The sequence below is a fragment of the Paenalcaligenes niemegkensis genome, assembly GCF_022230885.1.
In the GTDB taxonomy this organism is placed as follows: Bacteria; Pseudomonadota; Gammaproteobacteria; order Burkholderiales; family Burkholderiaceae_B; genus Paenalcaligenes; species Paenalcaligenes niemegkensis.
Window position 1 is genome coordinate 28,289 of sequence record NZ_JAKGCT010000004.1, and the last position, 25,479, is coordinate 53,767.

Consider the following 25,479-nt stretch of genomic DNA (forward strand, 5'->3'; position numbering starts at 1 on the left):
GCCCCGCAAAGTATGTATTCGGATAACTGTTACGAAGGAATCACGCATGAGCTCCGGCGTTGATCTAAGCCAATTTTTTGATACCTTCTTCGATGAGGCTGACGAGTTGTTGGCCGACATGGAAACACTGCTTCTTGAGCTTGATCTGGACGATCCGGATATCGATAAGCTCAACGGTATTTTTCGTGCTGCCCATTCCATAAAAGGGGAGCAGGCACATTCGGTTGCTTCGGGCACTTAGCTGAAACCACCCACTTGCTGGAAAACTTACTCGATCTCGTCCGTAATGGCGAAATGTCGCTACGTAAAGACATGATTGATCTATTCCTAGAGACCAAAGACGTGCTTACCGACCAAGTTTCTGCGTACCGAGACGAACAAGATCCTGACGAGTTGGCCTATGCCCGCATTTGCGCTCAATTGCGAGAGCTTGCCGTTGAGCAAAAGGACGATGTAGCACCTTCTGCGTCTTCAGAAACAGTGAAGACCGACGCCGCCGTTCAGTCCGCTGAGGCGGTAACCCTGCCGTTATGTGTGCGTGTTGTACGTTCAAACGCGAAGGATATAGCAGCGTTAAAAGATGAAATGGCCCTGATGGGCGACGTTTTGCACGAAAGTCACAGTGACACCGAGCTAAGTGTCTGGCTCGACACTACTGTAACGGCGGAAGATGTGATTGCAGTATGCTGTTTTGTTGTCAACGAGGACCAAGTCTCCGCCACAGCCGAGGCAGTTCCCCAAACTCCTGGGGCGGAATCAGTAGTGGCTCCCGTAGCGGGTCCTGAAATAGTACCCGAAGCCGTTAACGAAACAATTTCCGCCCCGTCGAATGCCGACGCTGCCAAAGCACCTAAAAAAGCAAAGGCTCCCTCAACACCGCCCCGTAGCGAATCCAGCAGCATTCGTGTCGGTGTAGAGCGGGTTGATCAAATCATCAACCTGGTAGGTGAACTGGTCATTACGCAGGCGATGCTTGTACAAACGGCTTCAACACTGGATCCGGTGGTTCACGACCGCCTGCTCAACGGCATCGAGCAACTTGAACGTAATGCCCGTGATTTGCAAGAGTCGGTCATGTCCATACGCATGATGCCCATGGATTACGTATTCAGCCGCTTTCCCCGAGTGGTGCGTGAGAACGCCGCGCGCATGAAGAAAGAGATTCGGCTGGTAACCAAGGGGCAGGGGACTGAGCTTGATAAAAGCCTGATCGAACGCATTATCGATCCGCTTACCCACTTGGTGCGCAACAGCATTGATCATGGCATCGAAACGCCTGAAAAGCGCGAAGCAGCCGGTAAAGGCCGCGAAGGGACTCTCACTCTTTCTGCCCAGCATCAAGGCGGGCACATTGTGCTCGAAGTTATCGACGATGGCGGCGGTTTGAATCGCGAAAAAATCCTCAAGAAAGCCATCTCCCAGGGCCTGACTACCAATGAAAATATTTCCGACGACGAACTCTGGCAATTACTGTTCGCACCCGGGTTTTCAACGGCCGAACAGGTAACGGACATTTCTGGACGTGGTGTGGGCATGGACGTTGTGCGACGAAATATTCAAAGCATGGGCGGACATGTACAGATGTCCTCGCGCGAAGGCGCGGGAACCACCACGCGCATTGTATTGCCCTTGACCCTGGCCATTCTTGACGGGATGTCGGTTCAGGTGGGTAACGAAACCTTTATTTTGCCACTTAGCCATGTCACCGAGTCCATGCAGCCTACTCTTGAGCAGATACGCAGCTTATCCAATGAAGACCGGGTACTGCATGTGCGGGGCGAATACCTGCCTGTTATTGCCTTGGGCGACGTGTTTGCGGTCGACGATGCTGAAAAAGATATGACTAAAGCCATTGCAGTTGTCTTGCAGGCTGAAGATATGCGCTTTGCCTTGCTGGTCGATCACCTTATTGGCCAGCACCAGGTGGTAGTGAAAAACCTGGAAGCCAACTATCGAAAAATACCGGGCATTTCGGCCGCCACCATATTGGGGGACGGCAGTGTAGCGCTCATTGTCGATGTGTTCGCATTGCATCGTTTAACGCGCGAACGTGCGTCCATCTAAGCCAAAAATCGGTTCGGAGAAATCTATGTCTAATCATGCAGCAAAACACGACCAGCAAAATGAAAGCACGGGTAAAGAATACCTGGTGTTCATACTCGAAGAGCAGGAGTACGGCATCGACATTCTTAAAGTACAAGAGATCCGGGGTTACGACGCACAGACCGTAACCCGCATTGCCAATGTCCCGTCCTTTGTCAAAGGCGTAACCAATTTACGCGGTGTGATTGTTCCGATCGTCGATCTGCGTATCAAATTCTCGCTTGAGAACGTCAGCTACAACCATCAGACCGTGGTGGTTATTCTGAATCTTGAATCCCGCGTGGTTGGGGTGGTGGTCGACGGAGTCTCTGATGTCCTGGTGTTACAAGGTTCGCAAATTAGCGATGCCCCTCAGTTTGGCACCACTTTTTCAACTGAGTATCTGACAGGTATTGGCACCCTGGACGAGCGCATGCTGATCTTGGTGGATATCGAAAAACTCATGACCAGCGAAGAAATGGAGCTGGTGGATAGCGCGATTGCTTAATGCACAGGACGCCGCTGCAGGATCAAATGTTTATTGCTGTTATAGACTAAGGAATACTGATGCTTAAGCTATTCAAGCTTTCGAATGTGAAAGTACGAACCAGCCTGATAGTTGTGCTGATTTTTTTCATGCTGATGCTACTGGCAGGGGCGGCGTTGGGCATAGTATCGCTCAAAGCTAATAACCAGGCCTTGCAGACGATTGTACTTAACCAGCGCGCAGGCGTTGCACTGACACAAGCTATAGATCGTTATAAAGATACCCAAACCTATCTGGGCCGGGCTGTCACCAGTTATGTCGTTAATCACGCCAGACAAGATTACACCACCACCAGCGAGTGGGTCGAAGAAGGGGCCGGCGGCGTTAAAGAGCTTGATAGCGATACCAGCGCTTTATTAAATCGTACTCAGCTCGAATACCAGCGAGCCTTGAGTACCTTTGAAGAGTTCAACGAAATCAGCTCGACCCTGAATGATGAGCAAGGTACCTATCGTGATGTTGCAGAATCGTTTGGTGCTTTGATGTCAGAGGGCATACCTCCGCTGGTTCAGCTGATTCAAGAGGGAAAACTTACCGAGTTCCGGCTGTTCCTGTCGGGAACGACGCTCAGCCTGGAAAATGATCTTTACAACACGCTTGATCGCCTTTACTGGCAGCAAAATGACATTATTAGTCAGCAGTATGAGAAAGAAGCAAGGCAATACGCGCTGGTTCTGAAACTAGTCGGTTTTGCCTTGGTCTTTTGCGTTCTGATTTGTGTGACTGTGTATTTGTTCTTGCGTAGCATGGTGTTGCGCCCGCTGCGTATTGCTGGAGAGCACTTTGAACGTATTGCCAGTGGCGATCTAACACAGCGGATTGATGTACGTTCCAATAACGAGATCGGTGTGCTGTACGAGGCAGTGCGTCGCATGCAAGATAGCTTGCGCCGTATGGTGCTGGCCATACGCGAGGGCGTAGAGGAAATTAATCTGGGCTCCCAGGAGATCTACCTGGGCAATTCAGACCTCAGCAGTCGTACAGAGCAGCAGGCAGCCGCACTGCAGGAAACGGCTGCCAGCATGGAAGAGCTTTCAAGCACCGTTCGCCAGAATTCGGATAATGCTCGCCAGGCTGATGACGTGGCGCATCAAGCCTCTGAGGTTGCCGAGAAGGGCGGTCGCGCAGTGACATCTGTGGTCAGCACCATGAATGATATTTCCGCCAGTTCCAGCCAGATTTCCGCAATCGTTAACGTGATTGATGGCATTGCATTTCAAACCAATATTCTGGCGCTGAACGCAGCGGTAGAAGCTGCACGAGCAGGCGAACAAGGACGCGGTTTTGCTGTGGTTGCCGGTGAAGTTCGTTCGTTGGCGCAGCGCAGCGCTCAGGCGGCCCGCGAGATTAAGTCCCTGATCGAAGAGTCGTTAAGCAAGATCAGTTCTGGTACACGGCAAGTCAATGATGCCGGATCCATCATGCGTGATGTAGTGGGTTCCGTACGGGGGTCACCACGCTAATGGAGGAGATATCTTCGGCTTCACATGAGCAGTCCGAAGGTATCGATCAGGTGAATCTGGCCGTTTCACAAATGGACACTGTGGTTCAGCAAAACGCTGCCTTGGTCGAGCAGGCGGCAGCAGCTGCGGCGGCCCTGCAGGATCAAGCAGCTCGTCTGACAGATGTGGTGGCTGCATTCCGTATCAACTCTGGTGATGTCATTGACTTGCCACCTGTAGAACTCGCTCATGCGCCTGTTTATAAGGCGTCTTTATCCATGCATCCACAAGCCACGGGCTCGTAGCCTCAGCCATGACAAACTCAGTCGAGGCTTTTACTTATACGCTACCTGTTATGCCTCAAGCGACGCATGATGATTTTAGCCGTAGCTCAAGAATGCTGTACGAGCGCGCAGGTATCGTGCTGGGCGAGCATAAAGTAGACATGGTGTCGCGCAGCCTGGGGCTACGTACCCAAAAAACGGGCCTGGGCAACGTTAGGCAGTATCTGGATCACCTTGAGTTCAATCCACGATCTCCCGAATGGGAAGAGTTCGTCAATACATTCACGATTAATCACACGGCCTTCTATCGGGAAAATCATCACTTTGACGTACTGGCTAAATTTGCAGCAGCCAGGCCCAAGCCTATTTCGGTATGGTGCAGTGCAGCATCTACCGGCGAAGAGGCCTACACCATTGCCTTGACGCTACAGCAGGCAATTATGAATGCCGAGCTGAACGCAACAATTCTTGCTTCGGATATTGATACCGTTGCCGTGAGCCGCGCCAGGGAAGGTGTGTTTTCTACCGATCGTGTGCTGCCCGTTCCTGAAGCCTTGCTAAAAACATATTTTCAGCGAGGCAAAGGGCGTTATGCCGGCATGGTGCGCGTCAAACCCAGCTTGCGCAACATGATTGACTTTCAGATAGTGAACTTGGTTTCCGCCGAAAACTGGCCGAAACATCAAAAATTCGATGCTATTTTTTGTCGTAATACCATGATTTATTTCGATAAAAATACGCAAATTAAATTACTTGAGCGCTTTGCTCAGTTAATGAAACCGGGCGGACTCTTATTTGTGGGGCATTCAGAGAATATCTCGCATATGAGCACGTCGTTCCGCTTGCAGGGGCAGACGGTGTACGTGCGGGTATAGTGCTTCCCGCTAAATTCACTCACGTAGCTGGCTCTTATGAAAAAAATTCGTGTTTTATGTGTTGATGACTCAGCCTTGGTGCGTAGCCTTATGGCCGAGATCATAAACAGTCATTCCGATATGGAAGTTGTGGCGGTGGCTCCGGATCCCTTGGTGGCGCGTGACCTGATCAAACAGTTCACACCCGATGTTCTTACGCTGGACGTCGAAATGCCGCGTATGGACGGATTGGATTTTCTTGAGCGGCTCATGCGCCTGCGGCCAATGCCTGTCGTCATGGTGTCGTCGCTGACTGAACGCAATTCCGACGTCACCATTCGTGCCCTTGAACTGGGTGCGGTTGACTTTGTCACCAAGCCCAAGTTGGGACTGCGTGATGGCCTTCTTGATTATTCGGACCTTATTGCAGATAAGATTCGTGCCGCTGCAGTCTCAAGGCCCCGGCAAAGTAGTCGTGTACCGGGTACTGCTATACGTCCGCGTCTGACTCACAGCTTCTCGACCACTGAAAAAATCATCCTGATCGGTGCCTCGACTGGGGGAACTGAAGCCATTCGTCAGGTGCTTGAACCCTTGCCGGCAAATAGCCCGGCCATTCTTATTACCCAGCATATGCCGGCGGGCTTTACGCGCTCATTTGTACAGCGCCTGGACTCGCTGTGCACGGTGCAGGTTCATGAGGCTGAGGATGGCCAGAGGGTATTGCCCGGACATGTGTATCTGGCACCCGGAGGAGCCGCTCACATGAAGCTGGCACGCTCGGGCGCAAACTACGTCATTGAGCTTGACTACAGTGAACCGGTTAATCGCCATCGCCCCGCCGTAGACGTACTGTTTATGTCGGCGGCGAATGTAGCGGGGAAAAATGCAGTAGGTGTCATATTGACAGGTATGGGCAAAGACGGAGCCCAAGGCATGCTAGCCATGAAAAATGCAGGCGCCGTGACTTTTGCCCAAGATGAAGCAAGCAGCGTGGTGTTCGGGATGCCCCGCGAAGCGCTGCTAATTGGTGCGGCGACCGAAGCGGTGGCATTGAGCGACATCAGTGAAAAAATACTAACGAGCGCAGGCTCTTATGGACATCGAGTATAAGCTTGGCACCTTGTCAGGGCTTGTGACTTCTTTACGGAGAATTAATGAATGGCTAACAAAAATATAAAGATTCTCGTCGTTGACGACTTTCCCACGATGCGTCGCATTATTCGTAATCTGTTGAAAGACTTGGGTTATGAAAACGTGGATGAAGCAGAAGATGGGGCAATGGGACTGGAAAAGCTTCGCAACGGAAGTTTTGACTTTGTGGTATCCGACTGGAATATGCCTAACCTGGATGGACTGGAAATGCTGAAGCAGATACGTGCGGATGCCACGCTGTCTACCATGCCGGTTCTGATGGTGACGGCAGAGGCCAAAAAAGAAAACATTATTGCTGCGGCGCAAGCTGGCGCCAGCGGCTACGTGGTCAAACCGTTTACTGCAGCCACACTCGAAGAGAAACTCAACAAGATTTTCGACAAGATGGGCTAGTTTAATAAGGAGAGTCTGATGGATGCCATCGACAAGACCGAAGCCGCCGGAGAGGCGAAGCACTTGCCTGTTGATGTAGTGCAGCGTATTGCCCAGCTAACGCGAGAGGTGCGTGACAGCATGCGCGAGCTGGGCCTGGATCAGGCGGTAAAGGACGCTGCGCATGCGATTCCCGATGCGCGGGACAGACTGCGTTATGTAGGTCGCATGACAGAACAGGCCGCCAATCGGGTACTAACGGCGGCAGAACAAACAGGGCCTTTGCAAGAAGATATAGCAAACGAAGCCAAATCATTAGACGGCCGATGGCAAGAGTGGTTTGATGCTCCTGCCGAACTGCCTGTAGCGCGGCATTTGGTCGATGATACTCGCGGCTTTTTAACGCAGGTCGAAGTAAACGCTAAGCAGACCCAGGAGAACCTTCTGGAAATTATCATGGCCCAGGATTTTCAGGATCTTACCGGGCAGGTGATACAGCGCATGCTGCAGCTGATTGGCAATATAGAAACTGAACTCGTTCAGGTGCTAATTGACAGTGTTCCTGCCGAGCGCCGAGAGGAAACAGCTGGGTTGCTGAATGGCCCGGTGGTGAATTCAGAGGCTCCTGAAGTCGTAACGGATCAAGATCAGGTCGATGACCTGCTGGCCAGCCTGGGCTTTTAGATACGCTATAAGCGTCCCCTCGTGTATTTCTCCATATCGGCTCTGGGAACAGGGCCGTTTTATTGCTATTGCTCCGGAGTTAGCAAAGACGCCTCTGAATTAAAATTCTTAGGCTCGGGTGCTGCGCAATGCGACTGATCACCTTGTTAAGCGCTGTGTAACCACTCTTACGTCTCCCGCGAATGGCAGAGGATAGCGATCTAGAAAAAACTGAACCGGCTTCGCCCCGCCGCCTGGAAAAGGCGCGCGAGGACGGCCAGGTTGCGCGCTCACGAGAGCTAGGCACCTTTTTGCTGCTGGCGGTGGGGGTGGCAACCTTGTGGCTATCGGGCGGCTTCATGTTCCGCGCCTTAAACGGCGTCATGCGAAACAGTATGTGGTTCGACCCTCGCGTCGGACGAGAAAGTGAAGTCATGGTGGCTAACGCCGCACAGTCTGTCATCGAGGCTGTCTTCAGTTTGTTTCCCTTGTTTATCGCGCTTTTCGTGACAGCGATTATGGGTTCGGCTCTGCTGGGTGGTTTCATGTTTTCATGGAAATCAGTAGAACCCAAGTTCGAAAAGCTCAATCCCCTGAAGGGCGTAAAGCGCATGTTTTCAGCGCAAACCCTGATTGAACTGCTAAAGGCCTTGGCTAAAGCGGGTCTGATCGGCAGTGTGGCAGTGATGGTGATCTGGCACTTTCGTGACGAGATGATCAGTCTGATGCATGTTAATCCTACGGAAGCCCTCATCAAAGGCATGGGTCTGATCGCTCTAAGCTGCGGATTGATTGTTTCCAGCCTGCTGCTGATCGTACTCATTGATGTGCCGTGGCAGCTCTTCAGTTTTCATAAGAAAATGCGCATGTCCAAACAGGATATGAAAGAAGAGCACAAGGAAAGCGAAGGTGATCCGTATTTAAAGAGCCGCATACGTTCGCAGCAACGGTCTATGGCGCAGCGAAGGATGATGTCCGAAGTCCCGACTGCGGATGTCATTATCACTAACCCGACGCACTATGCGGTGGCTCTGCGCTATGCCGAGGGGGAACAGGGAGCTCCGCGCGTGGTGGCAAAAGGCACAGGGATCATTGCCCAGCGTATTAAAGAAGTTGCCGCAGAGCACCGGGTGCCCACCCTGGAGTCGCCGTCGCTGGCACGGGCCTTGCACGCGCATGTTGATCTTGGCCTTGAGATCCCGCTTGAGTTGTATTCCGCGGTAGCCGAAGTATTGGCATGGGTGTTTCAGTTGCGTAACTGGAACCAGGGTATAGGGGATGCACCGTCTGTACCCTCAGAATTAATCGTACCTGCAGGGTTTGATCCCTTGCAGCCGTCTTCCTCATAAGCAGAATACATGAATAGTTTTTTGGCATTAATTAAAGCGAACGGCTCGGCCCAGGCAAAACTGCTGGCTGGACCAGTGCTGATCCTTATGGTGCTATCCATGATGATTTTGCCGCTGCCGCCATTTCTGCTGGATCTATTTTTTACCTTTAACATTGCGCTGGCCGTCATGGTGCTGCTGGTGGCCATGTTCACCAAAAAACCGCTGGATTTTGCCGCCTTTCCTGCAGTGTTGTTATTTGCTACCTTGTTGCGCCTGTCCTTGAACGTCGCCTCCACTCGAGTGGTTTTGCTCAACGGCCACAAAGGTCCTGACGCGGCGGGTCAGGTAATTGAAGCCTTTGGCCATTTTCTGGTGGGCGGTAATTTCGCCGTAGGGATTATTGTTTTTGTCATTTTGGTCATTATCAATTTCGTCGTAATCACTAAAGGGGCTGGCCGAATTGCAGAAGTCGGAGCACGTTTTACCCTCGATGCAATGCCGGGCAAGCAGATGGCGATTGATGCCGACCTGAATGCTGGCCTGATTGGCGAAGACGATGCTCGCAAGCGCCGTCAAGAAGTGGCACAGGAAGCCGAGTTCTACGGCTCTATGGATGGAGCCAGCAAGTTCGTCAGAGGGGATGCTGTGGCGGGGCTGCTCATTATGGTCATCAACGTAGTGGGCGGTCTGGTGGTTGGGGTGATGCAGCACGATTTGAGCTTTTCAGAGGCCGGGCATGTCTATACCTTGTTGACCATCGGGGATGGCCTGGTTGCGCAAATTCCCGCCCTGGTCATTTCCACCGCCGCAGGCGTGGTGGTTTCGCGCGTGGCGACTGACGAAGATGTAGGCCAGCAGATAGTAGGACAGTTATTCGCGAATCCCAACGTTATGTTTTTAACCGCGGGAATCCTGGGTTTAATGGGTTTGATCCCGAATATGCCGCATGTGGCATTCCTTTCCCTGGCCTTTATTATGGGGGGCGTGGGCTGGGCGATGCTGCAACGTCAACAGGCCGAGCTTGTGGCTGCACAGAAGGCGCCCCAGGAAAAATTGGCCGCCGCCGATGCGGCAGCGGCTGAAGCCACCTGGGATGATGTATCCATGGTTGATCCCTTGGGCCTTGAGGTAGGCTATAGGCTGATCTCCCTGGTGGACCATGCCCAGAATGGTGAGCTGTTGCACCGTATCCGCAGCTTGCGCAAGAAGTTTGCCCAGGATGTGGGCTTTTTGCCGCCCGTGGTTCACATTCGTGACAACCTTGATCTCAAGCCTAATGACTATCGCATTTTGCTCTACGGGGTTGAGGTTGGCCGCGGTGTAGCTACCCCTGGCCAATGGCTGGCGATTGATCCGGGCGGCGTGACAATAAGCCTGCCGGGCACGCCTACCACTGACCCGGCATTTGGTTTGCCGGCTGTCTGGATAGATATCAGCCTTCGTGAGCAAGCACAGATCGCGGGTTACACCGTTGTAGACGCTAGCACGGTGATTGCAACCCATCTGAATCATTTGCTGCACCGCCACGGCTCGCAGCTGTTAGGCCGCCAGGAAGTGCAGCAGCTTCTGGATCGTGTGGCGCGCGACTTGCCCCGACTGGTTGACGACTTCGTCCCTAAAACTATCAGTCTCAGTCTGCTTCATAAGGTGTTACGCGGCCTTCTGGCTGAGGAAGTCCCTATCCGCGACATGCGCAGCATTATTGAGGTTATTTCTGAAAATGCGCCGCGACTGCAGACGCAAAGCCAGGGCCATGCAAACCTAGACGAGGCTGCCGAGCTGCTTGCGTTGACACGGGCTTCGCTGGGCCGTGCCATTACTCAACAGTGGTTTCCTGGTGAAGGCGAGCTGCGCGTGATCGGTTTGGATGCTCGCCTGGAACGTGTTTTGACCCAGGCCCTGACCACCAGTGGCGCACTGGAGCCAGGCTTGGCAGAAACCTTGTTGTCCGAAGCGCAGCGCACCACACATCAGCAGGAAGAAAGCGGCGACTCTCCGGTTTTGGTCGTACCGCCTATCTTGCGAGCCTCTCTGTCGCGCTTCCTGCGCCACCATATTCCTCAGCTTGGGGTACTTTCCAATCAGGAAATTCCCGACGAGCGCACCATTCGAGTGACCGCGGTTATAGGTAATAATGCATGAATGTAAGTCGTTTTTTTGGTAGTACCAGCCGCGAGGCGATGCGTCAGGTACGCATGGCTCTGGGTCCCGATGCCATGATCGTTTCCAATCGCCGCGTAAACGGTGGTGTTGAAATCATGGCAGCAGATGCAACGTCGCTGGCTGTGCTCGATCCTGTACAGAATAGCGTTGCGCCGTCCGTCGCTCCGGCCAGCGCCGCTTCCGTTTCTTCTGCACCAGTTTCGCCCGCGCCATCTTCGGCTGCTCAGCCCCGTGCCGAATTGATGGGTGCCATCGGAGCGATGCAGGGAGCCCTGGAAAGTCGCATCGACGAATTGCTTTGGAGCCACCAGTTGCAGCGCACTCCCGAAACGATATCCCTGTTTCAGAGTTTGCTGGGCTATGGATTCAGCACTGCCTTGCTGCGCGCCATGTTGAAGCGTCTGCCTGCTCACTTAACAGGGCGCCTCGCTTTTGAGTGGGCGCGCAATGAGCTCGATATGCATTTGCCGGTGCTGGCCAGCGAAGATATTCTTTGGCAGCCTGGATGTGCATTGGCGCTGGTCGGGCCTACAGGCGTGGGGAAAACCACTACCATTGCCAAGCTGGCGGCACGGTGCGTGAAGCGCTTCGGTGCAGACCAGCTAGTGCTGATCACCACAGACACCTATCGTGTTGGGGCGCATGAGCAGTTGAAGATTTACGCTGATATATTGCGTGTTCCCGTACATGTGGTGCAGGACGGGCAGGCCTTGCGTCAAGTGATGCTGGGCATCAGGCCAGAGCAGATTGTACTGATTGATAACGTCGGCATCAGCCAGCGCGATGGCTATGTAAAGGAGCAGGCCGCTTTGCTTGCGAGCTCAGGTCGCAGAGTCCAGCGTTTGCTGGCCCTTAATGCTTCAAGTCACGGTGATACCTTGGACGAGGTGGCCCGTGTCTACAAAACTGATGGCGGGAGTCCGCTCATAGGTTGCATCGTTACCAAGATCGACGAGGCCAGCCGTATAGGGCCGGCCCTTGATACAGCCATTCGTTATCAACTGCCCATTCACTATGTGTCTGACGGACAAAAAGTGCCGGAGAACTTAGGGTTTTTATCGGCCAGGCAATTGGTAGACAGAGCCTTTGCACACGAGGCCCATAATGCCAGAGCCTTGTATTCTCCTACGTCCGGCGATGTGGCAGCTCTGCTGTCGGCGGCTCAGCCCGAAGAAACCATGTCGATTTCGCAGGCTCAGCGTAATGAAATGCTAAGCAAAATGCTCAGGGCCAGTGCGGGGTCCACAGAGCTCACCGTGGAACAGCTTAGGACCCAGGCAGCTGCTTTGGACCAGTGTTTAAGCTTGTCTTCCGCTTTTGAATACTGGCGTGACTTGCAGACCCGTCCGCAAACGTTGCCGGATGTGGTGCAGCAGGGCGAAGCGCTATTGCGATCTGCGAAGCATGAGGCCAACAAAGAAACTGATATACCTGCTCTATGTGTGTATCAGACGGCGCGGACGTCTAAAGCAAACGAAGCTTTTCAGCGACTTGTGGCCAGCTACGTATGCGGATCAGATGGGGCGGTTCTTAGCTCTCCCCAGCAGCAGGTGGTCAGCGAAACCGAATGGCTGTCTACTGCCGGAAGCCATGTTTTGTCGGCGAGTTCCAGAGTCGAGCATCTAAAGCATGCGATTGAATGGGCTGAGCAGCAGCAAGGGCAGGAACTTATGCACGCTATTGACGGTGGAGCAGTCTCGTTATGGCAGGATCTGGTGGCTTCCGGCACTTCGTTTCTTGCCGTGGTAGCCCCTTCGACGCGGGTCTGGCATCAAAATGGTACAACTACAGCCAAGGCAGTGACCAAGCTGCTCCAGTTCAACGCCGTGGCTGATTTGCAAGCCACCCTGGGCTTCAGCAAAGTGGGGGAGCCTATCTGGGCGAGGTCGGGCTTTGGATCGCCAGGGAGCCCATTGAGTTGCGTATAAGAAACCTAAAGGTTTTGCATCTGGAACTAGTTTGCCTAAGGGTAGTGAATCGATACACCAACGAGCTTATCCGCGACCAGATTGCACTGCTGCATGCTCCTGACTTTACATGCGCAGACGCAACCGTGGCTGCGTGGCTTGTGACGCAGGCTGAACTGAAGCTGACGACAAGGCTGATGTCCGCTGCCTGGGAACTGTCTGCCGGACAAGGTTTATCGCTGGCGTATCAAGCTCGCGCCTCGGCGTTATTCGCGGCAGCGACATGTAATGCAATGCTGTTATCCAGAGAGCAGTCTTTGCGTCAAATGCTTGAGCAGTTGCTGCCGGGTCGGGCTACGTTGACGGCCTCTAAAGGCCTTGACGCATTACTCCGGCTTTTCGCTCTTAAAGACGTATTGCAATAGGGGCTACGGTGTCGACAAATGGAAGTCAGGCCTTGATCGACGCTCGACTGCCAGCGCGATGCACAGAAGTTTTGCCGCTTGCGTCATACACTTTTTCTACAGGCTGAGTAAGTTGACCCAATGCCTCAAGGGCCTGTTCGTTATGCTGTAGAAAGGTGTGTATCAGCGTGCCGTTGTTTTCGTTCTGTACTTTGGCTTGTTGGGCCAGGCGGAAGAGTTCTTCTACCAAGGGACCTAGCTGACTATCCAGGTTGACCGCCTCTTCAAGTCCTTGCTTTGAATCAGGCAGATTAAGTTCGTTTAAAGCAAGCACGCGACGCTGATTGGCAGCGGCGAGCGCCTCAGAGAATTGTGTTTTTAGTGCCGCGTTCTCGTTAAGAGCGTCGTTGTCGTGATTGCTTAGTAGAAGTTCAGTTTCTTGAGTCAGCGCTGTATTAAAAACAAGCAGTAGTTCTATTTCGGCCTGCAGGGCTTGCTGTAGTGATGAGGTGGCTTCAAGCGCCATAGTAGTCAGTCATTATTTAAGAAGTTCACGGGCGCTTGCGATTAGTGAATCGGCAATGCGGCTGGTGTCGATCTTAAGTTTACCTGCAGCAATAGCATCTTTAATGGCTTGAACATGCTCGATATTGATGTCGTTTTCGGACGATTGCAATTGTTGTAATTGGCGCGCGGTGCTGCTGAGGTCTACATTGGCTGCTTTTTCGCCACCGGCTGTGCCGCTGCTTTGGCCGTAAGCGGCTGCACCAGTCGAGGGGCGAGTGCTACTGATGCGCTCGGAGGCTGTGTGCGTAATGGAATTAGGGGTAACTTTCATGATGTCTCCGCCTTTAGGAGCAGTCGCTGCCAAATATTGAATGTGTGCTTAGGGTGGTAACGGCTGCCCGCCAAACATCTTTAGCAGCCTATGTATAAATGTTCATTAAGGTTTACATAATGACTTGCACCGTGCCGGCGTTCAGAACGGTGGCAGTAATGACCTGGCCCGAACTCACCCGTACCTGCACCTGACTACCCGGTGCACCACCTTGAAGGGTTTGGCCTTCACCGCTAATGACAAAACCTTTGCCTCTTGCAATTGTACGCACAGCTTGCCCCCGCTGCACGGATTGGGGGTCACGCAGGGCGGTAGACTTGATGATATTGCCCATGCTGAGGCGCTGTCCCGCCATAAAGCCAACAATCAGGCTTGGGTCAGTGACAACGCTGGAGGCAAGCCTTAGTATATCGCCCTCTCGCGGATTAAGATCGTCAAGTGAAAGGATCTCGCCCTTATTAATGCTTCGATTGGTGACGTAGTAATAGCCCAGTACCGAGACCTCTGCCTGTACGTGCATCGTCCATGAGGTAGGCGAAGTACAGCGCACAGAGACCGTCATGCGTGATCGTAGTCGCTGCCCTGCAGGAAGCTGGACCGATGGATTATCGCAGCTGGCCTGTTGTCGTATGCGGGGTGCTTTGACGCTGACACTTGCAGAGCCGGGATATGCGCTGGCCTGCGCCTCCAGGTGGTGTTGAACCAGATCTACGATTTCGTCCGGCTGTTGCACAGACGCATGAACGTGGCCGATGCAGCCGGAAGTAAAAATAAAAAAAGCGGTTAGTAAAGGGCGGAGTGCAGGCATGGCTTCATTTTAGAAAGACTCTGGCTAGTCCAAGGATGGAACTGGCTAGCTATTAGTGGGTTATTTCTACCTTTGTAGAAGAGAGGCAAACGCTACCATGACGTTATTCGGTGACTAATGGTTGCAATCCATCCGATTTAGTCATTCATTAACGCCTATTTTTTCGGGCCTTATTCGAGATCACACATGATTGACCGTATCGGTGACGATTTTGCTTTTCATAAAACAGCACTGAGCCTACGTCAGCAACGGCAGGAAGTTTTGGCTGCGAACATTGCTAACGTCGATACCCCTAATTATAAAGCTCGGGATTTTGACTTCAGCCAGGCCCTTAACAAGGCCATGGGTGACAGCTTAAATTTGCCTGCGACGCAGCTCAGCCTGACATCGGCCCAGCATATTCCTGCCGCAGCGCGCGAAGCGCACGCGGCCGATCTGCTTTATCGCCAGCCATTTCAGCCTAGTCTGGATGGAAATACTGTTGATATGGATGCCGAGCGCATGGCCTTCGCCGACAACACGCTGCATTACCAGAGCAGTCTGAATGTGCTCTCGCAACGCATTAAAACCTTAATGGCTGCGCTGCAGCAATAACGAGTAGAGCCACCATGAGCAGTTTTAGTATCTTCCAGATCGCCGGTTCAGCGCTTAGCGCTCAATCGCAGCGCATGAACGTATCAGCCAGCAATATCGCCAATGCCGATAGCGTGGCCGGGCCTGATGGCCAGCCTTATCAGGCCCGTCATGTGGTGTTTCAGGTCGCACCGCTGCAAACCAAGGGCTATGCCTCTGAGGTCGGCGGTGTGAAAGTATCGTCTGTGGTGCAAAGCAACGAGCCTGCGCGCATGCAGTACGACCCGCACCATCCACTCGCTAACGATCAGGGCTATATCACTATGCCAAATGTCGACGTCGTTGCTGAAACCGTAAACATGATCTCTGCGTCGCGTTCCTACCAAGCCAACATCGAGGTGGTCAATACCGCCAAGAATTTGATGATGCGCACTCTGACCATTGGTCAATAAAACTGGAGTCCATGACAGTGTCAACGGTAAATAACGTCACACAGAATCCGGCCGCGAACGCAATGTCGTTAGCACGTGCGCAAAATAACGATTTGCTAGGTGATACCCAAGATCGCTTTCTTACCTTGCTGGTTACGCAACTGCAAAATCAAGATCCGCTGAATCCTATGGATAACTCCCAGGTCACGAGCCAAATTGCTCAGTTATCAACGGTAAACGGCATTAATGATCTCAACAACACTTTATTGGCGGTAGCAGGGCAAATCGATGTGTCGCAATCCATGCAGGCAGCGGAGCTGATCGGTAAAGATGTGCTGGTGCCTGGCTCCAAGATAAGTCTGGGCAGCAATCCTGATGATCCCACCATTAAAACGGCGACCGCTTTTGGTATTGATGTGATTTCTCCAGCCGCAAAGATCACCGTCACGATTAGCGACAAAAGTGGCAAGGCCGTGCGTCAGATCGAACTGGATCCTTTATCGGAAGGCGTCTATACGGTTGACTGGGATGGTCTTGATGATTCGGGCAATGCCTTGCCTGATGGCGTTTATGCTGCCCGGGTGGATGCTTTTGACGGCGATGGCCAAAGCATCTACGCCGAAGCACTAACGTCGGGCAGGGTATCAAGCGTGGCATACAGCTCTAAAGGGCTACAGCTCGACTTGGGGCTGGCGGGGAACTACTCCTTGCTGGATATTCGCAAAATTATGTAATTCTGACTCACAGGCCGGCTATCAGTGGCGGCCGTCGTGACACAACACAGACGAGGATAACAATGGGTTTCGGACAGGGACTTAGCGGTTTAAATGCCGCTTCACAAAATCTAGATGTAATTGGTAATAATATTGCCAACTCGGGCACGGTAGGTTTCAAGGCATCTACCATCAACTTTGCAGACGTTTATGCCAGCTCGAAAGTCGGTTTGGGCGTGGGCGTAGCCAGCGTCAACCAACGCTTCAGCATCGGTAATATCAGCACCTCGGGCAACCAGTTCGATATGGCCATTGACGGGGCTAAAGGGCTGTTCAGGCTTGAAGATCAAAGTGGCGCTATTATCTATTCGCGTAATGGCCAGTTCGCTCCTAACAAAGACCTTTATTTGGTTAACGCTCAGGGGCATAAATTAACTGGTTACGCACCTGGCTCTAATAATCCCGCGCCTATCCGCGTTCCTATCGGGAACATCGAGCCCAATGCAACCTCACGGCTTGATTTTCCTGCAAACTTTGAGGCTAACGCACCTGTCAAGACAGGCACCTTTGATCCTGAAAACCCTGACAGCTACACAAACTCGTATCCTTTTAACGTGTTTGACTCATTGGGGAACTCCCACCAGTTGACTCAATACTTTGTAAAGCGTGAAGGTACTGCTGAGGGTGAATCAGCATGGGATGTGCACTATCGCCTTAATGGTGAACTGGTTGATCCGGCAGACGAGCCTACTCATTTACGTTTTGATGTCGCCGGCCGCTTAACCAATCCAACTGAGGCCGTTACTCTTAATATTGCTACGCCGTCCACTAACTCACCTGCTGAGCCGCTGGCAATTTCCCTGTCGTATGCAAATTCCACCCAGTTTGACGGCGCCTTCACTACGACACCGACCCAAGACGGTTACGCCACGGGCGAGTACGCCAGTATGTCAGTGGCTGCAGACGGTTCGATAGTGGCCAACTACACCAATGGTGAAACCCAGAACATGGGCTCCCTGGTACTGGCCGATTTCAATAACCTGCAAGGTTTGCAGGCTTTGGGCGGAAACGCCTGGGGCGAAACAGCTACATCGGGTCAGCCTCTGCTGGGACGCCCAGGGGAGAACGGGCTGGCTGTTATCAAGGGTCAGTCCATTGAAGAGTCCAATGTGGATATGAGTCAGGAACTGGTCAATATGATTATTGCACAGCGCACCTATCAGGCTAACGCCCAGACCATCAAGACGCAGGATCAAATCCTTCAAACCCTGATTACCCTGCGTTAAGGCCGGTAAATAATGGATCGCATAATCTATACGGCCATGAATGGCGCACAGCGCTTGCTTGAGCAGCAGTCGGTGATCAGCAATAACCTGGCCAACGTGAACACCGCCGGTTTTCGCGAGCAGTTGGCCATGCAACGGGCGGTGCCCGTCGAAGGTCCGCCGGGCCTGCCTACGCGCGTAACCACTGCGACTGTCACAGCAGGCAGCAAATTTCAGTTGGGCGCTCTGGCAGAAACTGGTCACGCCCTTGATGTGGCCATTGCCGATCAGGGGTTTTTTGCTCTTCAGACAGACGAGGGCGAAGCCTATACGAGGGCGGGTGATTTTTCTGTCAGTACTGACAATTTGCTGGTCAGCAAAACGGGCTTGCCGGTACTTTCTGCTGATGGGGAGCCTATTGAGGTTCCGGAGCAAGGGGTAATCACCTTCTCTAGTGATGGGCAAATTACTGCCTTGGGCGCGGGTGACAATCCCCGGGACATACAGGTTCTGGGGCAGCTGAAACTGGTTAATCCTGACGTGACTACGCTTGAGCGTGGTGGCGACGGCTTATTCAGAAGTGTGACGGGGCAGGTCCTGCAGCCAGACCCCGGTGTGGGCGTGGTGTCGGGCTTTATCGAGAAAAGTAACGTCAGTACTGCTGAAGCCATGGTTGGCATGATTAACAACTCAAGACGTTTTGAAATGCAGATGAAAGTCATTCAAGACGCCAGTACCAACGCCGAGCGTGCGAACTCCATTCTTTCATTCAACGGCTAAATTTATAGTGCAGCGGTCTCTGAATAGCCGTTGCTGAGGACTCATTATGATTCGTTCATTGTGGATTGCGAAAACAGGTCTGGAAGCACAGCAGACCAACATGGATGTGATATCGAACAACCTGGCAAACGTGAATACAGCGGGTTTCAAACGTAGTCGCGCTGTGTTCGAAGACTTGATGTTCCAGACCTTGCGCCAGCCCGGCGCTCAGGTTGGGGCTGCCAACCAGTTGCCTACGGGTCTGCAGCTTGGCACCGGTGTGCGAACGGTTGCTACCGAGCGCATTCATTCGCAGGGTGATCTTCAGAATACCGGGCATGAACTGGATATTGCCATTCAAGGACGTGGTTTTTTGCAGGTTGAGATGCCGGATGGTACGTTTGCCTACACACGCGATGGCAGCCTGCAAATTGATCAGGATGGACAGCTGGTGACAGCAGGTGGTTACCCGATTCAGCCTCCAATCATGATCCCCGACAACGCTTTGCAAATCTCCATCGGTCGCGACGGCATCGTATCGGTGACGCAGCCCGGTGCGGTGGGAACCAGTGTGGAAGTGGGGCAGCTGCAGCTGACTACTTTCGTGAATACCAGCGGTCTGCAGAGTATGGGTGAGAACCTGTATGTCGAGACCGATGCTTCCGGCGTCGCTAACTTCCTGCAGCCCGGAATGGACGGAGCGGGTCTGGTTTTGCAGGAATACACCGAAACTTCTAACGTTAATGTGGCTGAAGAGCTGGTGAACATGATCACTACTCAACGTGCCTACGAGATGAACAGTAAATCTGTTCAGACTTCCGATCAGATGCTGGCGCGTCTGACCCAGCTGTAATTATTCAGTCTACCCATACCTGATAGCGGGCAATGAAAAAAAGCACATTCTTTCGCGGCGTGATCGCTGCTGTGGTGATAGTGATGCACGGTTGCGCGATGGTGCCGCCCGAGGCCGTCGTGACCGGTCCGCTTACTGCACCTCCGCCTGTACCGATATCGCCCGAAGTGGTTGCCAACGGAGCGATCTATCAGCCGGGTGCTTACGGTAATTACCCGCTGTTCGAGGACCGGCGCCCGAGAAACGTGGGTGACATTGTCACTATCATTATTCAAGAGCGCACGAATGCGGCCAAGAATGTGTCTACCAGCACGAATCGGAACTCGAACGCAGGCCTGGAGTTTGGCGCAACGCCCTCAATATTGCCAGGCGATCTGGGCGCCCGGCAGAACTTTGGTGTAGAGGGTTCAAATCAGGCCACCGGCACAGGTAGCAGCCGAGCAGACAATCTGTTCACAGGCACCCTTACCACCACCGTAGTGGGCGTCCTGCCTAATGGAAACCTGCAGTTAGCCGGCGAAAAGCAGATTGCCATCAACCGGGGCAGCGAGTATTTGTTGTTTTCGGGGGTTATTGACCCACGTTCAATCACTGGCTCGAATACTGTTGCGTCTACTCAGGTAGCTGATGCCCGTATCGAGTTTCGAAGCAAAGGCGTGATGGACGAAGTCCAGACCATGGGCTGGCTGCAACGCTTCTTTCTTAATATTTCGCCATTCTAACGAAGGTATCGCAATTGACAGCAGTCGCAGTTATTCGTCTCTTTGCTCAAAGTCTGCGTTCAGTGTTGCTGGGTGCCGCGCTACTAATAAGTTCGCCAGCCAGCGCGGAGCGCATCAAGGATCTGGCCTCTATACAAGGCGTTCGTGATAATCAGCTAATTGGCTATGGGCTGGTGGTCGGCCTGGACGGTAGCGGTGACCAGATTCGCCAGGCACCCTTTACGCAACAAAGTCTGACTAACATGCTGTCGCAGCTGGGGGTGACGATTCCTCAAGGCAGCAATATGCAGCTCAGGAACGTGGCGGCTGTGATGGTAACAGCGCGACTGCCTGCTTTTTCACGTCCGGGCCAGGGCCTGGATGTGGTCGTTTCTTCTATGGGAAATGCCAAAAGCCTGCGAGGCGGTACGCTGCTGATGACACCGATGAAAGGTGCTAACGGCCAGGTCTACGCCATGGCGCAAGGTAACTTGCTGGTGGGTGGAGCAGGGGCCGAGGCGGGTGGCTCCAGTGTGCAGGTAAACCAGTTGAACGGCGGAATCATACCCAGCGGGGCAATCGTCGAGCGCGGTGTTCCCACGACCTATATTCAAGATGGCTTCATTACACTTGAACTGAACAGTTCCGATTTTGGTACGGCGCAAAATGTCGTGTCGGCCTTGAATCAGCATCTGGGTAGCCAAACAGCGACGGCTATAGACGCACGGGTTATTCAGGTGCGGGCGCCGCTGAATCCGGACGCCCAAGCCGAGTTTTTATCAAGAATTGAGAATCTTCAGGTGAGTCTCCCTCCTGCGCGTGCGCGTGTCGTAATCAACGCCCGCACGGGGTCAGTGGTCATGAATCGCACGGTCACGATCGACGAGGCCGCAATTGCCTACGGCAATTTATCGGTCATCATCAGCCGTCAGCCCGAAGTGGTTCAGCCTGATACGCCATTTGGCGGAGGACAGACGGTTATTACGGATCGTACCGATATCGAGCTGCGCTCGGATACCGGAGCCTTGCAGCGAGTGAGTACCAGCGCGAACTTAGCCGATGTAGTGTCTGCCTTGAATGCCCTGGGCGCCACGCCACAGGATTTGCTGTCGATCTTGCAAAATCTTAAAAGCGCAGGAGCCCTGCGCGCCGATCTGGAAATTATTTAAGTTCATCATGTCCGCTAATTTTTATCCTCGACCTGGCTATAGCGCGCCTGTTTCCATGTTTGATTCCAGCCAGCTGGCGCAGTTGCGCCGCGGGGTTGGTGAAAACAAGGGTGGAACCATAGATGAGCAACGAAAGGTAGCCGAGCAATTTGAAGCTTTGTTCATTCAGCAGCTACTCAAGCAGGCGCGGGCTACGGCCAGCGGAAATGGGCTGTTTGATAGCCAGCAAGTGCAAATGGCACAAGGTATGGGCGACGAGCAGCTGGCGCTGCAGCTAGCCAGGCCGGGCATAGGGCTGGCCGATGCCCTTATGGCCCAGATGCGGCGTAATCAAGGTGAGCCCGACTCATCGCTGCCTGAACGCACCGTGCCTGAAGCCAGCCGTTCACGTCTGCCTGAATACGTCTCTCGCGTCGGGGAGCAGGCACGTATCATCGATGCACCTTCGGTATTGGCCTTAATCAAGAAGCTCGTCGGGCCAACCGGCATAGATCAGGTGTTTTCAGCTATACGTGGTGCACCCGAGCATGTGCGCGACTTTGTAGGAAAAATGCAAAGTGCGGCTGAACAGGTAGCTGCCAGCAGTGGTGTGCCCGCCAAGTTAATTCTCAGTCAGGCAGCGCTTGAGTCGGGTTGGGGCAAGCGAGAAATCAAGCACGGCGACGGGCAAAGCTCGCATAACCTCTTTGGTATCAAGGCGGGTAAAAGCTGGACGGGCAAAGTAGTTGATATCATGACGACCGAGTTTGAAGACGGCAAAATGAAAAAACTAAGCCAGCCGTTCAGAGCCTACGATTCGTACGAAGAGTCGTTTTCAGATTACGCAAAACTGATCAGTGAAAGCCCTCGCTATGAAGCTGTGCTAAGTGCTGCTACTCCGCACGAGGCGGCCCGTCGCATCCAGGACGCGGGTTACGCCACGGATCCTGCCTATGCAGAAAAGCTGATTGCCATTATGTCGTATTTCGACTCTGGCACACGATAACGAGCCTAAAGTTTTTGTTCAGGCAGCCGTTAATTATCCCAATACTATTTAATAGGTGTCGCCCTTTGCAGTGACAAGCGGCGCACCAGATTACGGAACGCGTTATGAACCTATCCAGCCTCGGCAAGTCGGCGTTACTTAACGCACAGAACAACCTTCAAACGATTGGCCATAATATTAATAATGCGGCGGTCGAAGGCTATAGTCGGCAAACCGTGCTCTCCCAGACAGCGGGAGCAAGTAGCACGGGCGCAGGCTATATAGGCCGAGGGGTACAAGCCGTAACGGTTCAGCGAGCCTACGATGGTTTTTTGTCGGGTCAGCTTGTTAAGGCTCAAAGTACGGGTGCAGCACTGGTGTCCTACGGCCACGAAATTGCCCAAGTAAACAATTTATTTTCTGATCGCACCGTCGGCATCAATCCTGCCATACAGAATTTTTTTGATGGCTTGAACGCAGTCGCCTCAGCGCCTGCCGATCCGGCTGCGCGGCAAGAGCTGCTAGGGCGTGCCGAAAGTCTGGTTACTCAACTGAATGATGCCAATTCATTTTTGCAAAATCAGCGTCAAAACATTAATACGCAGCTGCAGACGACGGTATCCCAGGTTAATAGCTATCTCGAACGTATTAACGAATTAAATCAGCAGGTCAGCGCGGCAGTAGCCTCAAGTCCGCAACACACGCCTAACGATTTGCTTGATCAGCGCGATCAGCTTGTTTCTGAGCTAAATCAATTGGTTGACGTTAAAGTTCACGAGCAGGATGAGGTGTTTAATCTCACTATAGGCAATGGCCAGGTTGTGCTGGGCGCAGGCAAAGTGTTTCCACTTAAAGTTCAGCCTGCCCATGGCGACCCTTCGCGCAGTGTCATTGCCTACACCTCGGCAATCGTAAATGGCGAACCCCAGATGGTTCAGCTGAACGATTCTGCATTTAAAGGCGGTCAACTGGGTGGTTTGCTGCAATATCGTGAACAAAGCCTCGATGCCACGCAGAATGCCCTGGGGCGTCTGGCCATCGGCATTGCAGATCAAATTAATCAGGTTCACCAGCAAGGTTACGATCTGGCCGGTAATACCGGCATCGAATTCTTTAACTTCAAGCCAGGCACACCCATTCCCAGCAACAAAACCGGTGTGGCTCCAGGCCCTCAGCTAAGCATAGAATTCGACGATACTTCAAAGCTCAGCGGCAGCGATTACCTTATCGAATACAAAGACGATAAATACATGATGCGGACTCTGCCTAATGGTATCGCGCAAGAAATAGACGTATCCGGGCCGGTCATTGTCGACGGAATCAGCTTTAGCTTTACGGAATCAGACACTGCCGTCGAAGGCGATAGCTGGCTGATCCAGCCTACGCGCCATGCGGCCGGTGATATCAGTGTGGCTATCAAAGATCCAGCACAGGTGGCTGCATCCGGGGCTGACACAGAGGGGAATCCGCTCGGCAGCGCGAATGGCGAAAATGCGCTGAAGCTCGCTGCCCTGCAAACTGAAAAAACCCTTGGTAACGGTACTTTAAGCTTTAACGATGCATTTGGACAGATAGTGAATAAAGTAGCGGTTCAAGCTCAACAAAATGGCACTTCGGCCAACGCTCAGGCCAGCTTGATTCAGCAAAACTTTGCAGCTCAGCAACGCGTGGCCGGGGTCAACCTTAACGAAGAATATTTAATGCTTGATCGCTATGTAGAGCAATTTCGTGCAGCCTCACGACTGATCGAGGTCAGCTCCAGCATGTTCGATACGCTTCTGGGCATGCGTAATTAAGCCTTTTTATCCAGGATCAGATCATGCGTATAAGTTCGACTCTCTATTTTCAGACAGGGCTAAATTCAATCAATAAGCAGCAGTCCGATCTGATGCATCTGTTTCAGCAGGTTGGCAGCGGAAAACGTATGATTACTGCTGCTGACGATCCATTGGCCGCAGCGCAAAGCATTACCTTGTCTCAGGCGCAAGGCATGAACAAGCGGTTTGCAGAGAACCGTGAGGTGGCGTCGCGTGTGCTTAATGAAGAAGAGAGCATACTCAATTCTATTACTTCACAGCTGCAAGACGTAAAAACGCGCCTGGTGGAAGCGGGTAATGGATCATTGTCTGATGCCGATCGAGCCACCTTGGCTGACTCCCTGCGTAGCAGCCAGCAAGCATTATTAGGTCTGGCAAACAGCACCGATAGCTCAGGACAGTATTTGTTCTCTGGCAGCCAGGGCCTGGTGGCCCCCTTTCAGCAAGAGGGGGCGTCGATCAGCTATCAGGGCGATCGCATCGACAGAAATATTCAGGTCGATCAGACTCGGCAGTTGCCTAGCACTGATAACGGTTTTGACGTGTTTTCCCGGGCTACCCCCGGTGTGAATGTTTTTCTGAGTGCAGGGAACGCGAACAACACCGGAACCGGGCAAATTGCTCAGCCCACCATTAGCAATCCCAAACTTGCAGAAAATGTCCTGGATTTTGAAATCAGCTTTACGGACGACAGCACGTACTCCATAACGACGCGGGTATTTGACGACTTCACCGGCGCTATCAACACCACCACCCTTAGCGGCATTCCTTACGACGCTTCTAAGGGGGCGGGTGTTATTGCCTTACCACTCGAGGTCGATGATGAGGGCAATACGCTGACCGAATCCGGTATCAGTATTTCCTTTGAAGGTGCTCCTGCGGCGGGTGACGAGTTCAGTGTGCAGCGAGCCACGTCTTCTGCCATTGGTGCGTACGGGCAAACCGACGTGAACTTGTTCAATACCCTGGAGGACGTCATTCAAGCACTGGAAACACCCACCGCTAATGATCCGGCTTCCCAGGCTCAATTACGCAATGTGCTGAACGGAGCCATGCAGCGTATCGATATCAATTACAACAATGTGCTGACGGTACGCGCATCGGTTGGGGCAAGAATGAATGAAATTGATGCCCTTAAAGCCAACGGTTCACTTCAGGCCCTGCATATCTCAAGCGAGCTGGGCCGGCTGGAAGACCTTGATTATATTGCGGCCTCGACCCAGCTGGAGCTTCGTTCATCTGCTTTAGAAGCGGCTTCTCTGGCCTTCAAGAAAATTCAAAACACCAGCCTTTTTGCATTGACTGCACGTGGCTAGAACCTTTGTGAAAAAGTGTGGAAGAGCCTCCGCAAGCAGGTCTCCTTCGTTAATTAGCGAGAAAAACT

Annotated in this window: 23 protein-coding genes and 2 pseudogenes; 22 read left to right on the forward strand and 3 right to left on the reverse strand. The window is 52.8% G+C overall.

The features are described from left to right. The first annotated feature begins 46 nt into the window (after positions 1-46). The 11 genes and pseudogenes from cheA (at position 47) to L1889_RS04055 (ending at position 13,225) form a co-directional block, all read left to right on the forward strand. Positions 47-2,064, forward strand: a pseudogene (gene cheA, locus L1889_RS04000) (chemotaxis protein CheA). Positions 2,065-2,089: 25 nt separating this feature from the next. Next, the gene (locus L1889_RS04005; protein WP_238663986.1) at positions 2,090-2,590 is read left to right on the forward strand and encodes a chemotaxis protein CheW; all 501 of its coding nucleotides are present in this window, start codon (positions 2,090-2,092) and stop codon (positions 2,588-2,590) included. Between the two features lie 59 nt (positions 2,591-2,649). Further along, positions 2,650-4,376, forward strand: a pseudogene (locus L1889_RS18700) (methyl-accepting chemotaxis protein). An 8-nt stretch (positions 4,377-4,384) separates the two neighbouring features. Next, positions 4,385-5,230, forward strand: coding sequence for a CheR family methyltransferase (locus tag L1889_RS04020; protein WP_238663987.1), 846 nt, complete (start codon positions 4,385-4,387; stop codon positions 5,228-5,230). Between the two features lie 36 nt (positions 5,231-5,266). Then, positions 5,267-6,322: a protein-glutamate methylesterase/protein-glutamine glutaminase gene (locus tag L1889_RS04025; protein WP_238663988.1), complete on the forward strand. Its 1,056-nt coding sequence runs from the start codon at positions 5,267-5,269 to the stop codon at positions 6,320-6,322. Between the two features lie 48 nt (positions 6,323-6,370). Beyond that, a complete protein-coding gene (cheY, locus tag L1889_RS04030; protein ID WP_238663989.1) occupies positions 6,371-6,757 on the forward strand; it encodes a chemotaxis response regulator CheY in 387 nt (128 codons plus the stop codon). A gap of 27 nt (positions 6,758-6,784) precedes the next feature. Further along, the gene (gene cheZ / locus L1889_RS04035) at positions 6,785-7,420 is read left to right on the forward strand and encodes a protein phosphatase CheZ (RefSeq protein ID WP_372871706.1); all 636 of its coding nucleotides are present in this window, start codon (positions 6,785-6,787) and stop codon (positions 7,418-7,420) included. Positions 7,421-7,602: 182 nt separating this feature from the next. Continuing rightward, positions 7,603-8,748 carry a flagellar biosynthesis protein FlhB gene (gene flhB, locus L1889_RS04040; protein WP_238663991.1) on the forward strand — a complete coding sequence of 382 codons (1,146 nt, stop codon included), beginning with the start codon at positions 7,603-7,605 and terminating at the stop codon, positions 8,746-8,748. Between the two features lie 9 nt (positions 8,749-8,757). Next, the gene (gene flhA, locus L1889_RS04045) at positions 8,758-10,872 is read left to right on the forward strand and encodes a flagellar biosynthesis protein FlhA (RefSeq protein ID WP_238663992.1); all 2,115 of its coding nucleotides are present in this window, start codon (positions 8,758-8,760) and stop codon (positions 10,870-10,872) included. Further along, on the forward strand, positions 10,869-12,821 hold the full coding sequence (gene flhF, locus L1889_RS04050; protein ID WP_238663993.1) for a flagellar biosynthesis GTPase FlhF: 1,953 nt from the start codon (positions 10,869-10,871) through the stop codon (positions 12,819-12,821). Before flhA ends, flhF begins: the two co-directional genes overlap by 4 nt. A 44-nt stretch (positions 12,822-12,865) precedes the next feature. Then, positions 12,866-13,225, forward strand: coding sequence for a hypothetical protein (locus L1889_RS04055; protein ID WP_238663994.1), 360 nt, complete (start codon positions 12,866-12,868; stop codon positions 13,223-13,225). Positions 13,226-13,250: 25 nt separating this feature from the next. Here the strand turns inward: L1889_RS04055 and L1889_RS04060 are convergent, their stop codons facing one another. From L1889_RS04060 to flgA, 3 genes are all read right to left on the reverse strand, one after another. Beyond that, a complete protein-coding gene (locus tag L1889_RS04060) occupies positions 13,251-13,730 on the reverse strand; it encodes a flagella synthesis protein FlgN (protein ID WP_238663995.1) in 480 nt (159 codons plus the stop codon). 12 nt (positions 13,731-13,742) lie between these two features. Then, a complete protein-coding gene (gene flgM / locus L1889_RS04065) occupies positions 13,743-14,042 on the reverse strand; it encodes a flagellar biosynthesis anti-sigma factor FlgM (RefSeq protein ID WP_238663996.1) in 300 nt (99 codons plus the stop codon). 112 nt (positions 14,043-14,154) lie between these two features. Further along, entirely contained in the window at positions 14,155-14,850 is a 696-nt protein-coding gene (gene flgA, locus L1889_RS04070) for a flagellar basal body P-ring formation chaperone FlgA (RefSeq protein ID WP_238663997.1), read from the reverse strand. Between the two features lie 186 nt (positions 14,851-15,036). Here flgA and flgB point away from each other — a divergent pair, with 186 nt between their 5' ends. The 11 genes from flgB (at position 15,037) to flgL (ending at position 25,411) form a co-directional block, all read left to right on the forward strand. Beyond that, positions 15,037-15,444, forward strand: a complete 408-nt coding sequence (gene flgB, locus L1889_RS04075) for a flagellar basal body rod protein FlgB (protein WP_238663998.1) — start codon at positions 15,037-15,039, stop codon at positions 15,442-15,444. 14 nt (positions 15,445-15,458) lie between these two features. Next, on the forward strand, positions 15,459-15,875 hold the full coding sequence (gene flgC, locus L1889_RS04080) for a flagellar basal body rod protein FlgC (protein ID WP_238663999.1): 417 nt from the start codon (positions 15,459-15,461) through the stop codon (positions 15,873-15,875). Positions 15,876-15,892: 17 nt separating this feature from the next. After that, a complete protein-coding gene (locus L1889_RS04085; protein ID WP_372871147.1) occupies positions 15,893-16,588 on the forward strand; it encodes a flagellar hook capping FlgD N-terminal domain-containing protein in 696 nt (231 codons plus the stop codon). Between the two features lie 62 nt (positions 16,589-16,650). Continuing rightward, a complete protein-coding gene (flgE, locus tag L1889_RS04090) occupies positions 16,651-17,853 on the forward strand; it encodes a flagellar hook protein FlgE (protein ID WP_238664001.1) in 1,203 nt (400 codons plus the stop codon). 12 nt (positions 17,854-17,865) lie between these two features. Beyond that, positions 17,866-18,612: a flagellar basal-body rod protein FlgF gene (gene flgF / locus L1889_RS04095; RefSeq protein WP_238664002.1), complete on the forward strand. Its 747-nt coding sequence runs from the start codon at positions 17,866-17,868 to the stop codon at positions 18,610-18,612. A 46-nt stretch (positions 18,613-18,658) separates the two neighbouring features. Then, the gene (gene flgG, locus L1889_RS04100) at positions 18,659-19,444 is read left to right on the forward strand and encodes a flagellar basal-body rod protein FlgG (RefSeq protein ID WP_238664003.1); all 786 of its coding nucleotides are present in this window, start codon (positions 18,659-18,661) and stop codon (positions 19,442-19,444) included. A 32-nt stretch (positions 19,445-19,476) separates the two neighbouring features. Then, positions 19,477-20,166, forward strand: a complete 690-nt coding sequence (locus L1889_RS04105) for a flagellar basal body L-ring protein FlgH (protein ID WP_238664004.1) — start codon at positions 19,477-19,479, stop codon at positions 20,164-20,166. Positions 20,167-20,180: 14 nt separating this feature from the next. After that, a complete protein-coding gene (locus tag L1889_RS04110) occupies positions 20,181-21,314 on the forward strand; it encodes a flagellar basal body P-ring protein FlgI (protein WP_372871150.1) in 1,134 nt (377 codons plus the stop codon). Positions 21,315-21,321: 7 nt separating this feature from the next. Next, positions 21,322-22,299: a flagellar assembly peptidoglycan hydrolase FlgJ gene (flgJ, locus tag L1889_RS04115; protein WP_238664005.1), complete on the forward strand. Its 978-nt coding sequence runs from the start codon at positions 21,322-21,324 to the stop codon at positions 22,297-22,299. A 104-nt stretch (positions 22,300-22,403) separates the two neighbouring features. Then, the gene (flgK, locus tag L1889_RS04120) at positions 22,404-24,074 is read left to right on the forward strand and encodes a flagellar hook-associated protein FlgK (protein WP_238664006.1); all 1,671 of its coding nucleotides are present in this window, start codon (positions 22,404-22,406) and stop codon (positions 24,072-24,074) included. Positions 24,075-24,097: 23 nt separating this feature from the next. Then, positions 24,098-25,411, forward strand: a complete 1,314-nt coding sequence (gene flgL, locus L1889_RS04125) for a flagellar hook-associated protein FlgL (protein WP_238664007.1) — start codon at positions 24,098-24,100, stop codon at positions 25,409-25,411. The last annotated feature ends 68 nt before the right edge of the window (positions 25,412-25,479 follow it).